General features: G+C 65.2%; 17 protein-coding genes. 3 read left to right on the forward strand and 14 right to left on the reverse strand.

The genetic code is table 11. The features are described from left to right. Nucleotides 1-83: 83 nt before the first annotated feature. Genes PVZ80_RS26660 through PVZ80_RS26670 form a run of 3 tightly spaced genes read right to left on the reverse strand, consistent with a single transcriptional unit; the run spans nucleotide 84 to nucleotide 2688 of the window. Entirely contained in the window at nucleotides 84-1604 is a 1521-nt protein-coding gene (locus PVZ80_RS26660; RefSeq protein WP_273864798.1) for an FAD-dependent oxidoreductase, read from the reverse strand. Nucleotides 1605-1656: 52 nt separating this feature from the next. Then, entirely contained in the window at nucleotides 1657-2286 is a 630-nt protein-coding gene (locus tag PVZ80_RS26665; protein WP_009048239.1) for a LysE family translocator, read from the reverse strand. A gap of 33 nt (nucleotides 2287-2319) precedes the next feature. Continuing rightward, complete coding sequence (locus PVZ80_RS26670; protein ID WP_009048240.1) at nucleotides 2320-2688, reverse strand: VOC family protein; 369 nt, start codon at nucleotides 2686-2688, stop codon at nucleotides 2320-2322. 186 nt (nucleotides 2689-2874) lie between these two features. On the opposite strand from PVZ80_RS26670, the gene PVZ80_RS26675 reads away from it, so the two are divergent. Continuing rightward, a complete protein-coding gene (locus PVZ80_RS26675; protein WP_009048241.1) occupies nucleotides 2875-3972 on the forward strand; it encodes a DUF1615 domain-containing protein in 1098 nt (365 codons plus the stop codon). 100 nt (nucleotides 3973-4072) lie between these two features. Here the strand turns inward: PVZ80_RS26675 and PVZ80_RS26680 are convergent, their stop codons facing one another. The 10 genes from PVZ80_RS26680 to PVZ80_RS26725 form a co-directional block, all read right to left on the reverse strand. Continuing rightward, on the reverse strand, nucleotides 4073-4396 hold the full coding sequence (locus tag PVZ80_RS26680; protein WP_289961898.1) for a hypothetical protein: 324 nt from the start codon (nucleotides 4394-4396) through the stop codon (nucleotides 4073-4075). A gap of 132 nt (nucleotides 4397-4528) precedes the next feature. Further along, nucleotides 4529-6139: an ABC transporter ATP-binding protein gene (locus PVZ80_RS26685; protein ID WP_273864799.1), complete on the reverse strand. Its 1611-nt coding sequence runs from the start codon at nucleotides 6137-6139 to the stop codon at nucleotides 4529-4531. Nucleotide 6140: 1 nt separating this feature from the next. Beyond that, nucleotides 6141-7163: an ABC transporter permease gene (locus PVZ80_RS26690; RefSeq protein ID WP_273864800.1), complete on the reverse strand. Its 1023-nt coding sequence runs from the start codon at nucleotides 7161-7163 to the stop codon at nucleotides 6141-6143. Beyond that, nucleotides 7163-8227 (reverse strand): microcin C ABC transporter permease YejB, encoded by a 1065-nt coding sequence (locus tag PVZ80_RS26695; RefSeq protein WP_009043169.1) that lies wholly within the window; start codon nucleotides 8225-8227, stop codon nucleotides 7163-7165. Before PVZ80_RS26695 ends, PVZ80_RS26690 begins: the two co-directional genes overlap by 1 nt. A gap of 1 nt (nucleotide 8228) precedes the next feature. Next, entirely contained in the window at nucleotides 8229-10109 is a 1881-nt protein-coding gene (locus PVZ80_RS26700) for an extracellular solute-binding protein (protein ID WP_009048246.1), read from the reverse strand. 135 nt (nucleotides 10110-10244) lie between these two features. After that, nucleotides 10245-12968 (reverse strand): TonB-dependent receptor, encoded by a 2724-nt coding sequence (locus PVZ80_RS26705; protein ID WP_009048247.1) that lies wholly within the window; start codon nucleotides 12966-12968, stop codon nucleotides 10245-10247. A 207-nt stretch (nucleotides 12969-13175) separates the two neighbouring features. Next, a complete protein-coding gene (locus PVZ80_RS26710) occupies nucleotides 13176-13577 on the reverse strand; it encodes an ExbD/TolR family protein (RefSeq protein WP_009043172.1) in 402 nt (133 codons plus the stop codon). After that, a complete protein-coding gene (locus PVZ80_RS26715) occupies nucleotides 13577-14284 on the reverse strand; it encodes a MotA/TolQ/ExbB proton channel family protein (RefSeq protein WP_009048248.1) in 708 nt (235 codons plus the stop codon). Before PVZ80_RS26715 ends, PVZ80_RS26710 begins: the two co-directional genes overlap by 1 nt. 50 nt (nucleotides 14285-14334) lie before the next feature. Then, entirely contained in the window at nucleotides 14335-15156 is an 822-nt protein-coding gene (locus PVZ80_RS26720) for an energy transducer TonB (RefSeq protein ID WP_009048249.1), read from the reverse strand. A gap of 1623 nt (nucleotides 15157-16779) precedes the next feature. Continuing rightward, nucleotides 16780-17568: a DUF4349 domain-containing protein gene (locus tag PVZ80_RS26725; protein ID WP_009048250.1), complete on the reverse strand. Its 789-nt coding sequence runs from the start codon at nucleotides 17566-17568 to the stop codon at nucleotides 16780-16782. Between the two features lie 218 nt (nucleotides 17569-17786). Between PVZ80_RS26725 and PVZ80_RS26730 the strand changes: the two genes are divergently transcribed. Further along, nucleotides 17787-18200, forward strand: a complete 414-nt coding sequence (locus PVZ80_RS26730; RefSeq protein WP_273864801.1) for a PaaI family thioesterase — start codon at nucleotides 17787-17789, stop codon at nucleotides 18198-18200. Nucleotides 18201-18369: 169 nt separating this feature from the next. Here the strand turns inward: PVZ80_RS26730 and rtcR are convergent, their stop codons facing one another. Continuing rightward, nucleotides 18370-19977 (reverse strand): RNA repair transcriptional activator RtcR, encoded by a 1608-nt coding sequence (gene rtcR, locus PVZ80_RS26735; protein WP_038631437.1) that lies wholly within the window; start codon nucleotides 19975-19977, stop codon nucleotides 18370-18372. Nucleotides 19978-20181: 204 nt separating this feature from the next. On the opposite strand from rtcR, the gene PVZ80_RS26740 reads away from it, so the two are divergent. Then, entirely contained in the window at nucleotides 20182-21732 is a 1551-nt protein-coding gene (locus PVZ80_RS26740; RefSeq protein WP_038631439.1) for an RNA-binding protein, read from the forward strand. The last annotated feature ends 224 nt before the right edge of the window (nucleotides 21733-21956 follow it).

The raw sequence follows: 21956 nt of genomic DNA on the forward strand, positions 1-21956 counted from the left end.
GGAGCGAGGCTTGCCCGCGATAGCGTCAGCTCGAACACCGCAAAAAATCCCTGCTGCCCAGCCGACTGCTGCAGCAACGCTACTCACAACGCAATCTTGCGCTCCTCGAAATACCGCTCCATGACCTTCGGGTCCGCCGATTTTTCCGCCAACGCCACATAAGTGTCCGGCCGCAGCAGGTAGAAGCCGTTGCGCGCCAGGCCGGCGGCCTGGTGCGCCGGTTCCCAGTCGAACACCGTCAGCGGCAGTTGCCGCTCGGCGCACCAGGCGCGCAGGGCGTCGCTGGTGACGCCATACACATGCACCTGCCACCCCAGGTGGTCGAGGCTGGCGAAATTGTCGGTGACGGCGCCGTGGGCCCAGGGCAGGCGATCGCCGCCGTGGACATGGCCGGCGCTGCCGCAGCTCAGGGGCATGTCGCGGTAGTTGAGGGTGATCTGCGACACCGTGCGGAACAGGAACTCGCGCGCCGCTTCCACCGCGGTCACCTTGGGAATCAGCAGCGGCGCCAGGCGGGTGCGCAGCAGGTTGGCGATCGGCCCGTCGGCGGTGACGAAGCTGAACACCCGGTCGGTGGTGGCCACCAGGCGCCGGGCGAATTCGATGCGTTCGAACTCATAGGTCGCCAGCAGGTGCTCCTCGGCCTTGCCGCTGAGCACCGCGGCGAGTTTCCAGGCCAGGTTGATGGCATCGCCGATCCCGGTGTTCATGCCCTGGCCGCCGGCCGGGCTGTGCACGTGGGCGGCGTCGCCAAGCAGGAAGGCGCGGCCGTTGAAGAAGCGCTCGGCCACCCGGTGATGCACGCGGTAGGTGGAGAACCAGTTGACCCGGTCGACCTGGACCTTGAGGTTGTCCATGGCGCGCCGGCTGACGTCCTCGAATTTCAAGGTCTCCGCCTGTTCGGCGCGTTCGTCGCGCACCGTGCCGATCAGCCGTGCCCGGCCTTCGCCGGCCAGCGGAAAGACCGCGAGGAAATCCGCCTCGTCGAGGTCGACGTGCAGTTCGCCATTGAGCGCCGGCCCCCGGGCGTCGACATCCGCCACATAAAACACCTGCTGATAGGTACCGCCGGGAAAGTCGATGCCCAAGGTTTTGCGCACCGTCGAACGGGCGCCGTCGCAGCCGGCCAGGTAGAAGGCCTGGCAGGTTTCTTCCTGGCCATCGGCGCCGCGCAGCTGGGCGCTGATCAGGTGGCCGTGGTCGGTGAAGCTCAGCAGTTCGGTCTGGTGCTCGACCGTCACGCCGAAACGCTGCAGGCGCTCGATCAGTAATTGTTCGTGCTGGTCCTGCGGGTAGATTTCCAGGAAGGGGTAGGGCGTCAGGTCCGCGCCGATGCTGCTCAAGGGCAGGTGGGCGGCCTGTTCGCCCTTGACCCAGAGGTTGGCGGCCGGCACCCGGTGACCCTGGTCGAGGATGGCCTGGGTCAGGTCCAGCTGGCGGTACAGCTCAAGGGTCCGCGCCTGCACCGCCAGGGCCCGGGAGGTGGTGCCGGGGCCGGCGGTCTGGTCGAGGATGCGCACCTTGACCCCCTGCCGGCTCAGCCACAGCGCCAGAACCAGCCCGGTGGGGCCGGCGCCAATGATCAGTACGTCGCTGCGGTTCATGTCCTTGCCCTCGTCGAGAGATCAATGTCATGCCGGTGTTGCGTACAACGGTTCAGCGCTGGGCGAACGCCAGGTTCAGGCCCAGGGCGGCGAAGCTGGCGGCAAAGCTGCGGCGCAGCCAGTTCTGCACCTGGGGCGACTCGATCACCGCCTTGCGGAACAGGTTGGCCAGCAGGCCGTAGACCACGAACACGGCGAAGGTCATCGCCATGAACACGCCGCTCAGGCCGAGCATCTGCATGGCCGGCGACGGGCCGTCGTGGCTGATGAACTGCGGCAGGAAGGCCAGGAAGAAAATCGTCAGCTTGGGGTTGAGGATGTTCAGCAGGCAGGCCTTGAGCACCAGGCCGCCGGCACTGGCGGCGGGAGCGCTGGTGTCGACGGCGAAGGCCGAACGGTCGCGCCAGGTGGCGTAGGCCAGGTACAGCAGGTAGGCGACTCCGGCGTGCTTCAAACCCTGGAAAGCCAGGCCCTGGAAGGCCAGCGCGCTGGTGTGCAGGATGGCCGACAGGCCCAGCACCGAGGCCAGCAGGTGCGGGACTATCCCGGCGGTGCAGCCGATGGCGGTGAACAGGCTGGCGCGCTTGCCGGCCACCAGCGCCGTGGAAATGGTCAGGATCACGCCGCTGCCAGGGATCAGCACGACAATCAGCGAGGTGATGAGAAAATCCAGTGAGAGCATGGCGCAGGGGACTCCAGGGCAGGTAAAGGAGGCTCAGGTCTGGCTGAACACTTCCAGCAGGTGGCCGTCGGGGTCATCAAAATACACCCGGCGAGCGCCTTCATGGCGGTTGATTTCGTTTGGGCGCTGCTTGCCCGGATCGGCCCAGAACGCCAGGCCGCGCTGGCGAATACGCTGCAGTATCGGCTCGAAGTCGTCGGCGGCGACCAGAAAGGCATAGTGCTGGGACGCGATGGGCGGGTCGTTGTCGTAGTAATCCAGGGACACGCCGTTATCCAGCTGCACCACCAGCATCGGGCCGAAGGGCGTGGGCGGTGGCAGGCCGAGCAGTTGCACGAGAAAGTCCGCCGAACGTCGCTTGTCGCGGCACCAGACGATGGTGTGGTTGAGTTGCACGCTCATGATGGGCCCCGCCTGTTGTTTTTCTGTGGGCGATGAGGTTTCAGATTAGGTGAAATTCGCCGTCGGTCACGGGGAATGCTCAAATGGTTCGTCGCCGGTACGGAACAGCGCGGCGCCTTGAGGGTCGATATCCGCGGCGACGCGCTTCCCTCGGGCGCGGGCCACCTTCGGAATTACTGGGAAGCCATGTCTATAAAACCTCTGCATTCACTTCGCTGGGCCGCTGTCGCGGCCTCGCTGGCCCTGGCCGGTTGTGCCGGCCAGCTCGGTTCAAAGGCGCCGGCGCCAAGCCCGGCGCAGGTTCAGGCCCAGGTGGCGCGTCTGCTGCCGGCCAAGGTCGCCGATCGCCAGGGCTGGGCCCGGGATATCCAGGTGGCCTTTACCGCCCAGGGCATCGAGCCGAGCAAGAGCAACCTCTGCGCAGTGCTGGCGGTGGCCGAGCAGGAGTCCACCTATCAGGTCGACCCGCCGGTGCCGGGGCTGGGCAAGATCGCTCGCAGCGAAATCGACCGCCGCGCGGCCAAGGTGCATGTGCCGTCGATGCTGGTCAGCGCGGCGCTGCAGGTGAGTTCGCCGAACGGCAAGTCCTACAGCGAGCGCCTGGCCGGGGCGCGCACGGAGAAGGAGCTGAGCACGATCTTCGACGACTTCATCGGCAGCGTGCCCATGGGCAAGACCCTGTTCGGCGGCTTCAACCCGGTGCACACCGGTGGGCCGATGCAGGTCAGCATCGACTTCGCCGAGCAGCAGGCGCGCAATTACCCCTACAGCGTGGACGGCTCGATCCGCCGCGAGGTGTTCAGCCGGCGCGGCGGCATGTACTTCGGCATCGCCCACTTGCTCGGTTACCCGGTGAATTACCCGCAGCCGCTGTACCGCTTCGCCGACTTCAACGCCGGCTGGTACGCCAGCCGCAATGCCGCGTTCCAGAACGCCCTGAGCGTGGCCTCGGGGATTTCCCTGGCGCTGGATGGCGACCTGATCCGCTACGACTCGATCATGCCCGGCAGCACCGAGCTGGCGGCGCGCGCCCTGGGCAAATCCCTGGACATGCGCAACCCGACCATTCGCAACCAGCTGGAGAAGGGCAACAGCCTCGAATTCGAGGACACCAAGCTGTACAAGCGGGTATTCGCCCTGGCCGATCAGGCCCAGGGCAAGGCGTTGCCGCGGCAGATCCTGCCGGGCATCCAGCTGAAGAGTCCGAAGATCACCCGCAAACTGACCACCGCCTGGTTCGCCAAACGCGTGGATGAGCGTTATCAGCGCTGCATGGCCAGGTGAGCAGGGTGATAGCGATCGATCGGGGAATCCCGATGCCCTGAAATGAAAAAAGCCCGGCTGTTTAGGCCGGGCTTTTTTTCGAGTACTGCGGACCGCGCAATCATACGGCGCGACGCTCGATCAGACGGTCGGAACCACCTTCGGCAACGCGACGTTCGATCAGACGATCAGCACCACCTTCAGCAACGCGACGTTCGATCAGACGGTCGGAACCACCTTCGGCAACACGGCGTTCGATCAGGCGATCAGAGCCACCTTCAGCTACACGACGTTCGATCAAGCGATCAGCGCCACCTTCGGCGACACGTTTTTCAATCAGGCGATCCGAGCCGCCTTCGGCGACTACCGGGTAGGCCGAGGACGCGGCAAAAGCGTTTGCTGCAAGAACCGAGAAAGCGATGCTGAGAAGAATTTGGCGTTTCATGGTGGTGTGCTCCGGGGTGTTGTTGGTTGGTATGGAGCAGATGTTACGCGGCGGATTTTTTTTGAGAATTTCATTGGGTCGATGGTGACCATCGACGCCAATGATAGCTGCGCCAACCCCCGGAACAGAGCCTCAGGCCAGCTTTTCGCAGGCCTGCGGCGGGCTCCATTGCAGCCCTGAAGCCTGCAACAGTTCCCGGGTATAGGGGTGTTGCGGCGCGCTGAAGATCGCCCGCGACGGCCCCTGTTCCACCACCTTGCCGTCCTTGATCACGATCAGGTCGTGGGCCAGGGCGTGGACCACCGCCAGGTCGTGGCTGATGAACAGGTAGGTCAGGCCGTGGCGTACCTGCAACTCGCGCAGCAACTGGACCACCTGCTTCTGCACGGTGCGGTCGAGGGCCGAGGTGGGTTCGTCCAGCAGGATCAGCGCCGGCTCCAGCACCAGGGCGCGGGCGATGGCGATGCGCTGGCGCTGGCCGCCGGAAAACTCGTGGGGGTAGCGGTGGCGGCTCTGCGGGTCGAGGCCGACTTCCTCGAGCACGCGGATCACCGCCGCCTCGCGTTCCTCGGCGGTGCCGATGCCGTGGGTCAGCAGGCCCTCGGCGATGATCTGCTGCACCGACATGCGCGGGCTGAGGCTGCCGAAGGGGTCCTGGAATACCACCTGCAGTTGCCGACGCAAGGGGCGCATCAGGCGCTGGTTGAGGATGCTCAGCTCCTTGTTGCCGAAGCGGATGCCACCCTCGGACTCCACCAGCCGCAGGATTGCCTGGCCGAGGGTGGACTTGCCCGAGCCGGACTCGCCGACGATGCCCAGGGTCTTGCCCCGGTGCAGGCTCAGGCTGACGCCGTCCACCGCCTTGATGTAGTCGCGCTGGCGGCTGAACAGGCCCTTGGGCAAGGGAAACCAGACCTTGAGTTCACTCACTTCCAGCAGATTGTGCGAGTAGGCGCTGGGCACCGGGGCGCCGCTGGGCTCGGCCTCGATCAGCAAGCGGCTGTAGGGATGTCGCGGGGCGCGAAACAGTGCCTCGCACTCGGCCTGCTCGACGATCTCGCCCTGGCGCATCACGCACACCCGCTGGGCGATGCGCCGCACCAGGTTGAGGTCGTGGCTGATCAGCAGCAGCGACATGCCCAGGCGTTGCTGCAACGCGATCAGCAGTTCGAGGATCTTGCGCTGCACCGTCACATCCAGCGCCGTGGTCGGCTCGTCGGCGATCAACAGCTCCGGCTCGTTGGCCAGGGCCATGGCGATCATCACCCGCTGGCGCTGGCCGCCGGACAGCTGGTGCGGGTAGGCCTTGAGGCGTTTGTGCGGCTCGCCGATGCCCACCAGCTCCAGCAGTACCAGGGTCCGCGCCCGGGCCGCGCGACCGCGCAGGCCCTTGTGCACGTCCAGCACTTCGCCGATCTGTTTTTCCACGGTGTGCAACGGGTTCAGCGAGGTCATGGGTTCCTGGAAGATCATCGCGATGCGGTTGCCGCGCAAGGTGCGCAACTGGGCGTCGCTGGCCTGCACCAGGTCCAGGCCGGCGTAGCGGATGCTGCCCTGGGTCTGCACCTTCTGCGCCGGCAGCAGGCGCAGGATCGAGTGGGCGGTCACCGACTTGCCCGAGCCGGACTCGCCCACCAGGGCCAGGCATTCGCCGCGGCGGATATCCAGGTCCAGGCCATGGACCACTTCGGTGCCGGCGAAGGCCACCTTGAGGTTGCGGATTTCAATCAGGTTGTCGTGCATGTCAGCTCCGGGGATCGAAGGCGTCGCGGCAGGCTTCGCCGATAAACACCAGCAACGAGAGAATCAGCGCCAGGGAAAAAAACGCCGTCAGGCCCAGCCAGGGGGCTTGCAGGTTGCGCTTGGCCTGGCCGATCAGCTCGCCCAGGGAGGCGGTGCCGGCGGGCATGCCGAAGCCGAGAAAATCCAGGGCGGTGAGGGTGGCGATGGCGCCGGTGAGAATGAACGGCAGGTAGGTCAGGGTGGAGGTCATGGCGTTGGGCAGGATGTGCCGGCGCATCAGCTCACCGTCGCTCAGGCCCAGGGCCCGCGCGGCCTTGACGTATTCCAGGTTGCGGCCACGCAGGAACTCGGCGCGCACCACGTCCACCAGGGCCAGCCAGGAGAACAGCGCCATGATCCCCAGCAGCCACCAGAAGCTCGGCGAGACGAACCCCGAGAGAATGATCAGCAGGTACAGCACCGGCAGCCCCGACCAGATTTCCAGCAGGCGCTGCCCCAACAAGTCGACCCAGCCACCGTAATAACCCTGCAGGGCGCCGGCGGTGATACCGATCAGTGCGCTGACGGTGGTCAGCACCAGGGCAAACAGGATCGACACCCGGGTGCCGAAGATCACCCGCGCCAGCACGTCCCGGGCCTGGTCGTCGGTGCCCAGCCAGTTCTGCGCCGAGGGCGGGCTGGGCGCCGGTTGCGCCAGGTCGTAGTTGACCGTGTCGTAGCTGAAGGGGATCGGCGGGAACAGCATCCAGCCGCCCTGGCCCTCGATCAGCTCGTGCACGTAGCTGCTGGCATAGTCCGGCTGGAACGGCAGTTCGCCGCCGAATTCGGTTTCGTCGTAGTCGCTGAGGATCGGGAAATACCAGGCGCCGTGATAGCGGATGACCAGGGGCTTGTCGTTGGCGATCAGTTCGCCGCCCAGGCAGACCAGGCACAGGCCGATAAACAGCCACAGCGACCAGCGACCCCGGCGGTTGGCCTTGAAGTGTTCGATGCGGCGACGGCCCAGGGGAGAGAGTGTGAACATCAGGCAGTCCTCGCCGAGAAGTCGATGCGCGGATCGACCAGGCTGTAGCACAGGTCGCCGATCAGCTTGATCAGCAGGCCGAACAGGGTGAACAGGAACAGCGCGCCGAACACCACCGGGTAGTCCCGCGACACCGCCGCCTCGTAGCTCATGCGCCCGAGGCCATCGAGGTTGAAGAGGGTCTCGATCAGCAGTGAGCCTGCGAAGAACACCTCGATCAGCGCCGTGGGAATGCCGGCGATCACCAGCAGCATGGCGTTGCGGAACACATGGCCGTAGAGCACCCGGCGTTCGCTCAGGCCCTTGGCCCGGGCGGTGACCACGTACTGGCGGCTGATCTCGTTGAGGAAGCTGTTCTTGGTCAGCAGGGTCAGGGTGGCGAAGCCGCCGATCACCAGGGCCGACACCGGCAGCACCAGGTGCCACAGGTAGTCGCCGACCTTGGCCAGGGGCCCGAGGCTGGCGAAGTTGTCCGAGACCAGGCCCTGCACCGGGAACCAGTCCAGGTAGCTGCCGCCGGCGAACACCACGATCAGCAGGATGGCGAACAGGAACGCCGGCATGGCGTAGCCGAGGACGATGGCGCTGCTGGTCCAGGCATCGAAGGCGCTGCCGTTGCGGATCGCCTTGCGCACCCCCAGGGGGATCGACACCAGGTAGGTGATCAGGGTCGCCCACAGGCCGAGGGACAGCGAGGTCGGCAGCTTCTGCAGGATCAGGTCGGTGACCTTGGCCCCGCGAAAGAAGCTGTTGCCGAAGTCCAGTTGCGCGTAGTTCTTCAGCATCAGCCACAGGCGCTGGTGCATCGGCTTGTCGAAGCCGTAGTGGTGCTTGATCTCCTCGATCAGCGCCGGGTCCAGGCCCCGACTGCTGCGTCCGCCGCCGCCCACTGCGGCAACCTCGGCGCCACCGCCCATGGCATGCCCGCCGAAGCCTTGCAGGCGGGCGATGGCCTGTTCCACCGGGCCGCCGGGCGCGGCCTGGACGATCAGGAAGTTGACCACCAGGATGCACAGCAGGGTGGGGATGATCAGTAGCAGGCGACGACTCAGGTAACGGCCCATGTCAGTGCGCCCCCACGGTGCCGCGCAGGGCGCTCATCTGGCTGGCGGTCAGGGCCTTGGGGCTGACCTCCCACCAGGTGTTCAGGCCCTCGTCGTAGATCGGCGCGATGGCCGGCCGGCCGAAACGGTTCTGGAACACCGTGGGCGTGCCCTTGGAGTAGTAATTGGGAATCAGGTACTGGCCCCATTGCAGCACCCGGTCCAGGGCCCGGGCGTAATGCACCATCTCGTCGCGGCTATTGGCCTGGACCAGGCCGTCGATCAGGCGGTCCACCGCCGGGTTGGCCAGCACCATGGCGTTGGAGCTGCCGACCTGGGTCGCGCTTTGCGAGCCGTACAGGCTGTACAGCTCGCGACCCGGGGAGACGATGGGGTCGCCGCTGCGGGGGAAGCTGGTGACGATCATGTCGTAGTCCCGGGCGTTGAGCAGGTTGATGTACTGCGCCGAATCGATGCGCCGCAGGTTGAGGGTGATGCCGATCTGCGCCAGGGTGCGTTTGTACGGCAGCAGCATGCGGTCGAAGCCGCCCTGGCCATCGAGAAAGGTGAACTCCAGCGGCTCGCCGGCGGCGTTCACCAGGCGGTTATTGCGGGGTGTCCAGCCGGCCTCGGCCAGCAGGCGCAGGGCCTGCAGCTGCTTGTCGCGGATGCGGCCGCTGCCGTCGGTCTGCGGGGCCCGGTAGACCTGGCTGAAGACTTCGTCGGGGATCTGCCCGCGCAAGGGTTCGAGGATCTCCCGCTCGCGGGCATCCGGCAGGGCGCTGGCGGCCATTTCGCTTTTCGGCCAGTAGCTCTGCTGGCGCACGTAGAAGCCGCGCATCATCTGCTTGTTGGTCCACTCGAAATCCCACAGCAGGGTCAGCGCCTGGCGCACCCGGCGGTCGTGGAAGACCGGCCTTTGCAGGTTGAACACAAAACCCTGGGCGGCGGTGGGCTTGTCCGGCGCGAGGATCGCCTGTTGCAGGCGGCCGTCGCGCAGGGCCGGGCTGTCGTAGCCGACCACATAACCGGACGAGGAAAACTCGCGGTTGTAGTCGAAGGCGCCGGCCTGCAGCAGCTGGCGGGCGACGTCGGTGTCGCCGTAGAAATTCACCGTCAGGCTGTCGAAGTTATACATGCCGCGGCTGACCGGCAGGTCCCTGGCCCACCAGTTCGGATCGCGTTCGAAGCTGATGCTGCGCCCGGCGTCGACCTTGCCGACCTTGTACGGCCCGCTGCCCAGGGGCGGCTCGAAGCCGCCGCCGTTGGCGAAGTCGCGGGTTTTCCACCAGTGTTCGGGCAGCACGCGCAGGGTCGCCAGGTCCAGGGCCAGGGTGCGGTTGAGGTTGTTCTTGAAGTCGAAGCGCACCTGCCCGGGGCCTTCGATCACCACGTCCCGCACGTCGCCGTACTGCTGGCGATAGCTCAGGCTGCCCTTGCTCAGCAGCAGCTCGAAGGTGTAGCGCACGTCTTGCGCGGTGATCGGCGTGCCATCGGCGAAGCGTGCCCTGGGGTCGAGGTAGAAGCGCACCCACAGGCCGTCGGGGTCGCGCTCCATGCGTTCGGCCACCAGCCCGTAGACGGTGTAGGGCTCGTCCAGGGAACGAAAGGCCAGGGGCGAATACACCCAGTCGTTGACCTGGGCCACCGCGATGCCCTGGTCGGCATAGGGGGTGATGTAGTTGAACTGGCCGATCTCCATCGAGGCGCGGCTCAGGGAGCCGCCCTTGGGCGCATCGGGGTTGACGTAGTCGAAGTGCTGGAAGCCCGGCGGGTACTTCGGCGGTTCGCCATAGACCGTCATGGCATAGCTGCCGTGGGCGGCGGCCAGGGCCTCGGCGGCGGCGCCAAGCAGCGCGGTGGCCAGCGCCAGCCTGGCCAGGGTGCGAGTCAGTGCAGACATGATCGAAAGGTTCCTCGTGATGCCGGAAAGCCTGGGGCGGCAGGGCGAAAAGACCCACGGCGGCGGGCCACCATGGGGTGCGAATTCGCAATGCGGCCGGGGCCGGCCGGAGTCTTGCGCGGCCCCGGCGGTGACTCAGAAGTGGTACGTCATGCGCGCGAACAGGGTGCGGCCCAGCGGATCGGTGTAACGGGGGTCGTAGCCGCTCTGGAAGTTGTAGGCCTGGTTGGAGAACGGTGGGTCGCGGTCGAAGACGTTCTTCACCCCGGCGTCGACGTCCAGCACCTTGTCGAAGGTGTAGCCGGCCGCCAGGTCCCACACCGAGTACGAGGCCACGCGGGCATTGGTGGTGCGGTCGTAGTCGTTGTAGCCGGTGGTGAAGCGGTTGCTCAGCGAGGCCCGCGCCGCGCCCAGGGTCCAGGTGCCGGTGAGGTTGTGTTTCCAGCGGGCGATCACGCCATCGCCCTCGAAGTCGCCGACCTTGTCGGTGAACGGCCCCTTGATGGTGCTCTGGAAGTCGTAGCTCTTGACGTAGGTGCCTTGCAGCCCGAGGCCGAACTGGCCGTAGGGGGTATTGGGGAAACGGTAGTCCAGGGATACGTCGACACCGTTGGTTTCGACTATGCCCAGGTTGGCGTTGCCGGTGACGATGTAGTTCAGCGAACCGTCGGCGTTGCGCACGAAGCGGTCGGCATAGGCGCCGGACTGGTCGAACACCGTGGATTCGGGGAACGGCTGGATCTGGTTGGAGATGTGAATCCACCAGAAGTCCAGGCCCACCGACAGGTCGCGGATTGGCTGGTAGACGAAGCCCAGGGTCACGTTGCGGGCCTTTTCCGGCGCCAGGTCGGTGTTGCCGCCGATCTGGTTGAGGAACTGCTGGCCGCAGTCGCGCCCGCCGTTGCCGCCGGGCTGTACCACACCGCCGGTACAGAGCACCGGGTCGTTGTAGTAGCCCTGGGTGTAGGTGATGCTGCGCGGCGCATACAGCTCGTACAGCGACGGCGCGCGGAAGCCTTCGCTGTAGGCGCCGCGCACTACCAGCTCCTTGAGCGGCTGGTAGCGGAACGAGTATTTCGGGTTGGTGGTGCTGCCGAAGTCGCTGTATTTGTCGTGGCGGATGGCGACGGACAGCTCCAGGCTGTCGAGCACCGGTACGTTCAGTTCGGCGTAGGCCGCCCTGACACTGCGATTGCCCTCGACGCTACCGGACGGGTCGATGCCCAGGCTCTGGATGTCGCCGGCGAACTCTTCGTAGTCCTGGTGGAATTTCTCCTTGCGGTACTCGCCGCCCAGGGCCAGGCCGGAGGGCCCGGCACCGAACCAGTCGCCGATCTCGCGGCTGACGCGCCCATCGAAACCGACCACTCGACCGACTGCCGTGGAGTAGGCGCCGTGGTAGGCCGCCTGCTCGATGTAGTCCTGGCCAGCCTGGGTCTGCGGGCCGAACGGGTTGAGCAGGCCGCTGGCCAGGCCGGCGATCATCGCGCGGTCGCTGACGTAGCCGTTGGTGACGCTGGAGACCACCTTGTTCTGGTTGTAGGAGGCACCGAGGTTGTAGTCCCAGCCGGCCACCAGGCCGTCGAAGCTCAGGACGAAGCGCTGGCTGGTGTTCTGGTCCTTGGATTCCCGGGCACCGGCGGCGGTTTCACGCCAGTTCACGCCGATCGGCTGGCTCGGGTCGAGGCTGAAGCCGGTCGGCGCCGGGGTGATGCCGTTGCCCGGGTAGTAGGGCGAGGAAGCGTCCAGGCTCAGGCCGGTGAGGGGCGCCGGGCCGACCGCCGTGGCGTTGTTGTTGCGCGACCAGAAGTACTCCAGGTTGACGTTGTGATCGTCCGCCAGCTTGGCGGTGCTCTTGCCGAAGAACGAGGTCTTTTCGGTCTCCGGCATCAGGTCGATGTACTCGCGGGTACTGAAGCGGCACAGGCCCTGGCGGGCAATCAGGTTCGGCCCGTTGCAGTTGCTGCCGGCCAGCGGGTTGGTGGCGTTGTCGCCCTGGGTGTAATTGCCTGGAAAGGCCGTGCCCGAGGTCTGGTCGAGGCCGCGGCCGGGGCGGTAGTCGGTGGCGAAGGAGCGGTCGTTGGCGTCGAGGTTCTGCTGCTTGTTGTAGTTGAACACCCCGAGCACGTTGAAGCGGTCTTCTTCCAGGTCGCCGAAGCCCCAGCTGGCGCTCATATCCTTGCTCGCACCGCCGCCGCTGTGGGTCGGGGTTTCGCCGCCCAGGGTCAGTTGGCCGTCGGTCAGGGATTTCTTGGTGATGAAGTTGATCACACCGCCGATGGCGTCGGTGCCGTAGAGGGCCGAGGCGCCGTCGCGCAGCACTTCGACGCGGTCGATGGCGGCGAAGGGGATCATGTTCAGGTCCACCGCGCCGCCGGCCGAGTTGGTGCCCGACAACGCGTTGTTGGCCAGGCGTCGGCCGTTGAGCAGCACCAGGGTCTTGTTGGCGCCGATGCCGCGCATGTCGGCGAAGGAGGCGCCGCCGGTGGCGGCTCCCACTGAGCCGGCGCTGTTGTTGATCGACTGGCTGCCGGTGATGCGCTGCACCAGTTCGGCGGTGGTGCTTACCCCCTGTTTGCGCAGCTCTTCGGCGCGCAGGATGGTGATCGGCACCGCGGTTTCGGCATCGACCCGGCGGATCGCCGAACCTGTCACTTCGACCCGTTGCAGCTGGGTGGTGGGCGCCACGGCCGCGGCACTGGTGGCCGGGACTGCGGCGCTGCTGTCAGCGTCCTCTTCGGCGGCGTGCGCGGTGCCGGCGCCCAGGCCCATGGCCATCAGGTACAGCGGGACAAAACGGTGCCGTTGCAGCGTGGTCACCAGTGGCTTGAGCGTGAAACGTGGAATGTTCATCAGCATGATTACTTCCGACTCTTTCAGACGTTTATCGAAATGGCCTTGTGGGCCCTCATTGCTCCGGCTGGGTTGTACCGACCCCGGAAAACCACTTTCTTCAAGCAAGCCGATCCCCTCCGCAGGCGCGTGGCGTCTTGCGGTCGGCCGATTGCGACGGGATTTTTCGAGGCAGTGCCTGGCGCGTCCCTCAGGGGGCGCCAGGCACTGCCTTCATCGGGTGGTCATCACGGATATCCTGGTGATCCCCGAACGTTCGATGGAGGCCATGGCCTTGGCCACCTGGCCGTAGTTGACGGCGGCATCGGCCTGCAGCTGCACGCGCACCTCGCTGTCCTTGGCCTTGACTTCCTTGAGGCTGCTTTCCAGCAGCTCGGGGGCCACTTCGGACTTGGCCAGGTAGAACTTGCCGTCCTGGTCGACGCTGACCACCACCGGGTCTTTCTTCTCGGCGGGGGCCACGGCGTCGGTCTTCGGCAGGTTGACCTTGATCGCGTTGGTCATCAGCGGGGCGGTGACGATGAACACCACCAACAGCACCAGCATCACGTCCACCAGGGGCGTGACGTTCATTTCACTGAGCACTTCGTCGCTGTCTTGAGTGGAGAAGGACATCAGCTGGCCTCCCGTACGGCGTGGGCGGTCTTGCTGGCGATGGCTTGGCGGCTGATGGCGAAGGCGCTGCGCTGGGCCAGGGCGTCGAAGTCATGGGCGAAGTCGTCCATGCTGGCCGAGGCCAGCTTCAGGCGGCGCAGGAAGAAGTTGTAGATCAGCACCGCCGGCACGGCGACGGCGATGCCCACGCCGGTGGCGATCAACGCATGGCCGATCGGCCCGGCCACGGTTTCCAGGCTGGCCGAACCGCTGGCGCCGATGCTCTGCAGGGCCTCCATGATCCCCCAGACCGTGCCGAACAGGCCGATGAAGGGCGCGGTGCTGCCGATACTGGCGAGCACCGCCTGGCCGCTTTCCAGGGCCCGGCGTTCCTTCTGGATCTGCTGGCGCAGGTTGCGCTCCAGGCGGTCGGCGCGGTTGATGGTGTGGGCCAGTTGCTGGGTGGTGCGTGGCGACTCCTCCACCAGCAGGGCTTCGAAACCGCTGCTGGCGATGCGCGCCAGGGAGCCGGGGTACTGGCTGGCGTGTTCGGCGGCGGTGAGCAGGTCCGGGGCGCTCCAGAAAGCTTTGCTGAACTGCCGGTTCTGGGTCTTCTGCCGCAGGTACTGCGCCGACTTGACCAGCAGCAGTGCCCAGCTGACCACGGAAAACAGCACCAGGGCCCAGAGCACGCCGGGGACAATCAGGGATGTCAGGGAATCGTTCATGGCTACACCTCGCATGCGTAAACAGGTTGTGAGTTCAGGTCAGGCCGCGGTCATTGCGGCAATTTGAAATCGATGGTCTGGGTGGCGAAGCCTTCGATCGGCGTGTCGCCGCGCTTGGCCGGGATGAATTTCCAGTTCTTCACCGCGGCCACGGCGGCCTCGTCCAGTTGCGGCTTGCCGCTGGAACGGGTGACTTCCACGCTGCCGGCGCGGCCGTTGGGCAGCACCTTGATGCGCAGCACCACCGTGCCTTCCCAGTTGCGGCGCAGGGCCAGGGACGGGTATTCCGGCGGCGGGTTGCCGAGGCTGGCCAGGCCGGAAACCGCCGCCGATTCCTTGACCGGCCCGTGGGCCGCGGCAGGCGCCGGAGCGGCGGCCGGCTGGCTGGGCGCTGTGGGCGCGGCCGGTGGCGCGGGAGCGGGTGGCGCCGGCGTTTTCGGCGGCTCGGGCTTTTTCACCGGCTTGGGTTTTTCGACCGGTTTGGGCTTTTCGATGGGCTTGGGTTTCTCCACCGGCTTGGGCGGCGGCTTGAGTGCGTCTTCGTCTTCCACCGGTTGCTCGGGTTCGGGCGGCGGCGGAGGCGGCGGGGGTTCCGGGGTGGGCGGCGCGGGCGGGGTCGGGCTGCTCAGCTCGACGGTCATTTCCGGGATTTCCGGGGGCGTTTCCAGTGGCGCGGCGCGGGTCTGCTGGAAGAACCACCAGGCGCCACCATGGAGCAGGGCCGAGACCGTCACCAGCAACAGCACCTGACGCTTGCTCAGGCCTGCGGGTTTCGATGCATTGCCCTTATAAGGACGGCCCCGCGCAACCTGGACGACGGCTTCATCGCCCAAGGGCCTCGGCAGGGTTCTGTTCTTTACCGCATCGTTCATTAAAGCTCCCTCGGTCGGATGAAGGGCAATAAGGCACCGTTCGAACATTGGCTGGAATATTCGAAAGACGGGTTTAACTTTTTCAAGGGTGAGCAAAAGCCGATAGTTGAACTATCCAGTTGAACGGCCTTGTGCAAACGAGTGGCTTAACGCCTTCGGCTTAGATTGTTCATTACCACTCCCTGGAACATTGTTATGGGATGAGCTGGTGTTTGTAGTGCACCTGTCTCGTACTCGTTACATATAGCAACCGCTATGCCAGATTGTGTCGCTTGTTATGCAATTGGCGATGGCCCGTAGTGCATGTCGCATTTATATAAATTTGCGAGAAAAACGGGCGCGACAACATAAATTCGGTACTTCGAAAAGTTGACCTTTAATATTTTATGGGGGCGAGCCAGCCTGCCCTGGGTTATCCGATTTTCAGCCGGAAACAGGGATGATCAATAGCGTGGCCAACGCACTAAAAAGTGTCTGGCGAATTGATTTGGTGCAAATAAACAGTGACTAGTTGGTCATTGTCTGGAGGTCCTTGGTCTTGTTGTTCTCTGGGCTCTGTGTAGCGCTTCTGCAGCCTTTAGTGGCCTGCTTCGGGGACATCCTTGAGTCTCTATGGCGCGCTCGCCAGCCCGCCATGGAACTGGGCGGTGGCGGACGTCTTATTAGCCTGTTGAGGTATAAATAATTAACCGGTACGTACATTGAGTGTCTGTAAATAGTGCTCTGCTCATTATCAAGTGGCCGATGCGTTGATGTTGAATTGCCTTATTGTCTGACAATGCTTTGACCATCCACTTTTAACGCGCCTTGGAGCGTTTGTTTATTGTCGAATACGCAACGATGGGAACACGACTTTCGCTCGGTGAAATGTCATCGAGTGCAAAGTAAAGTGGCTGCTTAGTGGTTTAGAAACAGTCGACGACCGATCTTGTCGAGGCTTCTTCCGTCGACGCTACTTGAACAGTGGCGAGACCGGGCAGGGGGCGAATGCGTGTGTCGGGATACAGTGGACAGTACCCGGGAAGACTGGCTTGGATATCGATAGCGGGACAGGGTCGGCGTTAAAACGGTCGCGATCGCCAGCCTGGAAGTTGTCCTGTCGACTGGAGTAGGGGGCATTAGCAGACGCTGGCCCAGGCAGCGCCGGGTAGCGTGCGCAAGGTCGACCGTTGATGACGCGCAGGGCGCGAGGGCCGGTCCGGGCAGGGCTGCCGGACGAGGCGGAACCAGGGGCGAAACGGTGGAGCCAATAGCGGAAAACGCCGGTGAACATGACTGCACATCGCACATGAGACTTCCTTATCGCCAGTCTCAGCTCAACGAGCTTTTGGCTCGCCGTCTGCACTTTATAGGGACGCGGATAGCGTCCGATGATTGCTATTGGTGCGGGTAGGCACCGTCGATGCGGCTCTTCTGGTGGGTCGATTCGCAAGCTGCAGGTGCATGGGAAAAACGTGCCAGTTTCAGGTACGTTCGTGCAGTTTTCTTCGTCAGTGCTCGCCAGGCCTTGTTTAGCGGGGCTTGGCGGTGGGCAGGGGATGCTGGTGAGGCGAGGCTGATCGTGCCCATGAAAAAGCCCGGCACATCAGGCCGGGCTTCTCGGGTTTTGCAGAGTGCTGCGATTCAACGGCGGCGCACGAACCGGCGCCACAGCCAGACCCAGATCATCACCAGCGGGAAGGCCAGGATCAGGAACGGCAGCACGTAGCTGCCTTTCTCCAGGGCTTCGGCGGTGCCGTAGGCGAGGTTGTCCAGCAGGTTGTCGAAGGCCCGTTGCAATTTCGAACCGCGCTGGCTGCTGTCGGTGGGCACGAAGTTCAGGGTCAGGCGGTTGGTGTCGAGCCGCCGCTGGTGCCCGGCGGCGGCCTGGGCCAGGGCTTGCAGGTCGTTCTCGATGCTCGCCTGTTCCTTGCTCAGGGCGATCAGGTCGCTGACGGTGATGTCCTTGCGCGCCGCCAGCTGGTCGAGGCGTTGCTGCTGGGCCTTGAGCCGTTCCTGCTGGCGCTGCACGTCGGCCACTGCGTCGGCCAGGTCTTCGGCGCTGGTGATGCGTTCGCCGATTTCGGCGCCCTGGGCGGCCAGCGCGACTATCGGTTCGACGCCGTCGGGCACGATGCGCAGGATCACCTGGGCGTGATACTGGCCTTGTTGCAGGCGCAGGATATTGCAGGCGCCGAATTTGGCGTTTTCGCAGGCTTCGCGGGTGGCGGCCAGGCGCGGTGCGATCTGCGCCGAGGGTAGCGACAGGCTCAGCTCGTGTTCGTAGGCCAGTTGCGCACCGGCCTTGCCCTGGGCACCGCCGACCGCCACCGAGGACGAACGATCGCTGGGGGAACAGGCGGCCAGCAGGGTGCTGAGCAGCAGCACGGCGAGGCTGCGCAGCGGGGTGGGGGTGTCGTCCTGAGGGTGCATGGTCGCTCCTTGAAATAAATGATCGTGCCCGGGGCTGGCGGGACGGCTGCGTATCTTATCGTCGATTGCCTCATGAGGGGCGAGGATGTGGTGTCGCCGCGGCTTATCGCCAGGGATTTGCCGGATGGATACGGCTGGGCGCGGGTGCTGCTTCGGGGTACACCTCGGGGACCGATGACCCGCACCCCGGTCATCACCATCGGCAACGGAGACCCGCCATGAGCACGCCCGAGTTACCCGAAGGTTATGCCCCCTTGTCCCGCAGCAGCCCGTTGCTGGAGCTGATCGGCCCGGTGTATTGCCGTGGCAGTGGCCTGCAACTGGAGATCGGCCTGCGCGCCGACAGCCGTCACGCCAACGGGCGTGGCAGCGTGCACGGCGGCATCCTCGCCACCCTGGCCGATATCGGCATGGGCTACGCCATGGCCTTTGCCAGTGACCCACCGCTGCCGCTGATCACCGCCAGCATGCACCTGGACTACCTCGGTGCGGTGCAGGTCGGCGAGTGGATCGACGTGCGCCTGGAGCACTCCAAGCGCGGCCGGCAGATGGCCTTTGCCACCGTCACCCTGCAAGTCGGCGAACGGGTGGTGGCCAGGGCCAACGCGGTGTTCGCGGTGCCGGGCGGCTGAGGGCAGGTCAATTGTGTGGGGCGCTTTTGCGAGCGCTTCGCGCCCGATCGCAGGCTTCGCCAGCGGCTACCGGGGAAGCGATCTGTGCCGTTGGCGGGCGGGGCCGTGGGCTTGTGTAGCCGCTGCCGCAGGCTGCGATCGAGCGCGCAGCGCTCGCAGGCAACCCCTCTTAGTCCGCAGGTGCAACTATCTGCTTCCACTCCAGGCCGAAGCGCGCCAGGTACTTGCGCAGGCGGTCGGCGTCATTGGGCTGGGCCTTGGTCTGGCGGGACACGCCAAACAGCTTGCGTCCGGCATCGGACAGGCTGTCGGCCTGGCGACAGACTTCGAGCACCGCCTGTAGTTGCAGGCGGTCGAACAGGTCGAGTTCGGCTGTGTCGCCCAGCAGGGTGGCCAACGGATCCTGCGCCTGGCTCAAGCCCCAGGCATAACGGAGCCGCTCGATTTCTTCCTCGGCCTGGGCTTCGTCGATGCGCCCGCTGTCGGCCAGGGTGGCCATGCGGGTGATGGACGCCGACAACTCGCGGAAGTTGCCCAGCCACGCCGCCTCGCTGGAGCTGGCAAACGCCAGGTAGCGCCGCCGCGCCTCGAGGTTGAAGCGCACCAGGCGCCCTTGTTCCCGGGCGTGGCGTTCCAGTTCGAAATCGATGTTCGGCTCGATGTCCTCGCGCCGCCCGGCCAGCCCCGGCAGGTTGAAGGTCCAGAGGTTGATCCGCGCATACAGGTCCTCGCGGAACAGGCCCTGGGCGACCCGGCCGCGCAGGTCGCGGTGGGTACCGGCGATGATCAGGAAGTCGCTGTCCACTTCCTTGTCCGAGCCCATGGGGAAGAAGCGTTTTTCCTCGATGGCCTTGAGCAGCATCGCCTGTTCGTCGAGCCCCAGCTCGCCAATCTCGTCGAGAAACAGCATGCCGCCGTCCGCCGCCCGTAGCAGGCCGTCGCGGGCGTTCTGGGCGCCGGTGAAGGCGCCTTTGATATGCCCGAACAGCGCCGACATGGCGCCGTCGCCGCGCAGGGTGGCGCAGTTGACCTCGACAAAGCGTCCCTGGACCTGATGCCGGCCGCGCTTGAGCTCATAGATGCGCCGGGCCAGGAACGACTTGCCGGCACCGGTGGGGCCGATCAGCAGCATCGGCGCCTTGGAGCGCACAGCGACACGTTCGATCTGTTCGATGGAGCGGTTGAACGCGGCGTTGCGGGTGGCGATCCCGGACTTGAGGAAGGCCAGGCCCTCCAGGCGCTTGCCGGCGAAGCGCGAGGCGATGCGGTCGTAGCGCGACAGGTCGAGGTCGATCAGGGCATGGGTGCCGGTGGCGTGCTGCTCCGGGTCGCGGCGCCGCGCCGGGGAGGTCTGGATCAGCCGCGCCGGCAGGTAGCGCGCCTCGGTCAGCAGGAACCAGCAGATCTGCGCCACGTGGGTCCCGGTGGTGATGTGCACCAGGTAGTCCTCGCGCTCGGTGTCGAACGGGTAGGCGCTGGTGAAGTCGTGCAGGGCGCCGTACACCTCTTCGAAATCCCAGGGGTTCTTCAGGCCCATGGGGTGCAGGCGCACCTCGGTTTCGGGCGACACCTGGCGAATGTCGTTGGCCACCCGCTCGGCCAGGCTGACGTCCCGGGCGTCGACACCATGGATCAGCTCCAGGCGATTGATCAGCACGTCCTGCTGCTGGCACAGGCCGACACTGGGGCGCCAGTGGCTCCAGCGGTTGGCGCCCTTGCCGACGCGATCGAGGGTGGAACCGACAAAACCTATGGCGACCGTGGGCTTGCCCGACATGTTTATACCTGAAGATAAAAAGCGATAAACAAAGATATAAAATTATCAGCAGCTTTGTCTCGAAGACTCGCAAAGGAAAAAGTATTTAAAAATAAAATCGTTATAAATCAATAAGTTAAAAAAATATTCGCAGGAAAAAATAAAACTGGCACAGCGGCTGCAATCTCTCTGGCAACGAACAAGACAACAGAGCGAGACGCCAAGATGGCCAACTTCCAGCTGTTCAACACCCAACAGGCAAAAGCACCGGCGAGCAACACCCTGAACGCCGCCCAGGCCCCGGCCTATGCCTACAACGCCAAGCACCGCCTGGCCCAACTGGCGGTGACCGGTTGCCTGAACTCGACCTTCTACACCTCGCCTGAAGGTCAGCTGGAAGCGGTGCTGCAGCTGGTGAGCGAAGTCGACAGCCGTTTCGTCGCCCAGGCCGCGCGTTACGCTCGGCAGCAGGGTCATATGAAAGACATGCCGGCCTTGCTGCTGGCGGCGTTGACCGCGCAACGCTCGGCCCTGGTGCCGGAGCTGTTTGCCCAGGTGGTGGACAACGGCAAGATGCTGCGCAACTTCGTGCAGATCCTGCGCAGTGGGGCGACCGGGCGCAGATCCCTGGGGTCGCAGCCCAAGCGCCTGGTGCAGAACTGGTTGAACAGCGCCAGCGAACGCCAGCTGTTGCAGGCCTCGGTGGGTAACCAGCCGTCGCTGGCGGACGTGGTCAAGATGGTTCACCCCAAGCCAAGCGAGGCCTGGCGCGCAGCCTTCTTCGCCTGGTTGATCGGCAAGCCGGTGGATGCGCAGGCGCTGCCTGAGCTGACCCGCGCCTTGCTGGCGTTTCGCAGCGGTGCGACCACGGCGGTGCCGCAGGTGCCGTTCCAGTTGCTCGGCAACGAAACCCTGAGCCGCGAGCAATGGGCCGAACAGGCGCACAATATGGGCTGGCAGGGGCTGCGCATGAACCTCAATACCCTGGCCCGCCATGGCGCGTTCCAGGTGCCGGGTTGCACCGAGTATGTGGCGGCGCGGCTGGCGGATGCCGCCGAAGTGGCCAAGGCCCGGGTCTACCCGTACCAATTGCTGGCGGCCTACCGCATGGCCGGGGACGAGGTGCCGCAGCCGGTGCGCGAGGCGTTGCAGGATGCCCTGGAGCTGTCGCTGGCCAACGTGCCGGCGCTGCAAGGCGCGGTGGTGGTGTGCCCGGATGTCTCGGGGTCGATGCACAGCCCGGTCACCGGTTATCGCCAGGGCGCCACCACGGCGGTGCGCTGCATCGATGTGGCGGCGCTGGTGGCGGCAGCGGTGTTGCGCAAGCAGCCGGCGGCGCGGGTCATGCCGTTCGAGGTCGGGGTGGTGGATATTCGCCTCAACCCGCGGGACAGCGTGATGAGCAATGCGCAGAAACTGGCGGCCATCGGCGGTGGCGGGACCAACTGCTCGGCGCCCCTGGCACAACTGGCCAACGCCAAGTGCAAGGTGGACACCCTGATCCTGGTCTCGGACAACGAGTCGTGGATCGATGCGCGGCGCCATGGGGCGACTGAAACCCTGCGCCAGTGGGAGCGGATCAAGGCCATCAACCCGCAGGCGCGGCTGGTGTGCATCGATATGCAGCCCGGGGCCACCACCCAGGCGCCGGACCGCGAGGACATCCTCAACGTCGGCGGCTTCAGTGACGCGGTGTTCGATGTGATCCAGCAGTTCACCGCGGGCAACTACGGTGCGCAGCACTGGGTCGAGGCGATCGAGGCGATGGCGCCCTGATCGGCAAGACATGAGATAAACCGTGCGCCGCTCACCCGGCGCACGCCGAAGATTTTTTGTTCATTGGCCCCGAATGCCGCTGTGACTACATCCAAAGATGTCCCAGCAGATTTAGTCAGGGCCTGTGAAGGCACGAATGCCAGTGGCTGTACATCATGGTTATGCCGGTTCGATTCCGGCTATCAGTCACTTCTTTTGTCGTGCCACCTTTTTTGCAGTTTCAG

Source organism: Pseudomonas sp. B3G-3 (assembly GCF_028640915.1).
GTDB classification, from domain to species: Bacteria; Pseudomonadota; Gammaproteobacteria; order Pseudomonadales; family Pseudomonadaceae; genus Aquipseudomonas; species Aquipseudomonas chlororaphis_I.

Bases quoted from the DNA above. Each gene is read 5' to 3' on its own strand.
- PVZ80_RS26660 (WP_273864798.1), bottom strand. From the start codon at position 1,604: ATGAACCGCAGCGACGTACTGATCATTGGCGCCGGCCCCACCGGGCTG.
- PVZ80_RS26665 (WP_009048239.1), bottom strand. From the start codon at position 2,286: ATGCTCTCACTGGATTTTCTCATCACCTCGCTGATTGTCGTGCTGATC.
- PVZ80_RS26670 (WP_009048240.1), bottom strand. From the start codon at position 2,688: ATGAGCGTGCAACTCAACCACACCATCGTCTGGTGCCGCGACAAGCGA.
- PVZ80_RS26675 (WP_009048241.1), top strand. From the start codon at position 2,875: ATGTCTATAAAACCTCTGCATTCACTTCGCTGGGCCGCTGTCGCGGCC.
- PVZ80_RS26680 (WP_289961898.1), bottom strand. From the start codon at position 4,396: ATGAAACGCCAAATTCTTCTCAGCATCGCTTTCTCGGTTCTTGCAGCA.
- PVZ80_RS26685 (WP_273864799.1), bottom strand. From the start codon at position 6,139: ATGCACGACAACCTGATTGAAATCCGCAACCTCAAGGTGGCCTTCGCC.
- PVZ80_RS26690 (WP_273864800.1), bottom strand. From the start codon at position 7,163: ATGTTCACACTCTCTCCCCTGGGCCGTCGCCGCATCGAACACTTCAAG.
- PVZ80_RS26695 (WP_009043169.1), bottom strand. From the start codon at position 8,227: ATGGGCCGTTACCTGAGTCGTCGCCTGCTACTGATCATCCCCACCCTG.
- PVZ80_RS26700 (WP_009048246.1), bottom strand. From the start codon at position 10,109: ATGTCTGCACTGACTCGCACCCTGGCCAGGCTGGCGCTGGCCACCGCG.
- PVZ80_RS26705 (WP_009048247.1), bottom strand. From the start codon at position 12,968: ATGCTGATGAACATTCCACGTTTCACGCTCAAGCCACTGGTGACCACG.
- PVZ80_RS26710 (WP_009043172.1), bottom strand. From the start codon at position 13,577: ATGTCCTTCTCCACTCAAGACAGCGACGAAGTGCTCAGTGAAATGAAC.
- PVZ80_RS26715 (WP_009048248.1), bottom strand. From the start codon at position 14,284: ATGAACGATTCCCTGACATCCCTGATTGTCCCCGGCGTGCTCTGGGCC.
- PVZ80_RS26720 (WP_009048249.1), bottom strand. From the start codon at position 15,156: ATGAACGATGCGGTAAAGAACAGAACCCTGCCGAGGCCCTTGGGCGAT.
- PVZ80_RS26725 (WP_009048250.1), bottom strand. From the start codon at position 17,568: ATGCACCCTCAGGACGACACCCCCACCCCGCTGCGCAGCCTCGCCGTG.
- PVZ80_RS26730 (WP_273864801.1), top strand. From the start codon at position 17,787: ATGAGCACGCCCGAGTTACCCGAAGGTTATGCCCCCTTGTCCCGCAGC.
- rtcR (WP_038631437.1), bottom strand. From the start codon at position 19,977: ATGTCGGGCAAGCCCACGGTCGCCATAGGTTTTGTCGGTTCCACCCTC.
- PVZ80_RS26740 (WP_038631439.1), top strand. From the start codon at position 20,182: ATGGCCAACTTCCAGCTGTTCAACACCCAACAGGCAAAAGCACCGGCG.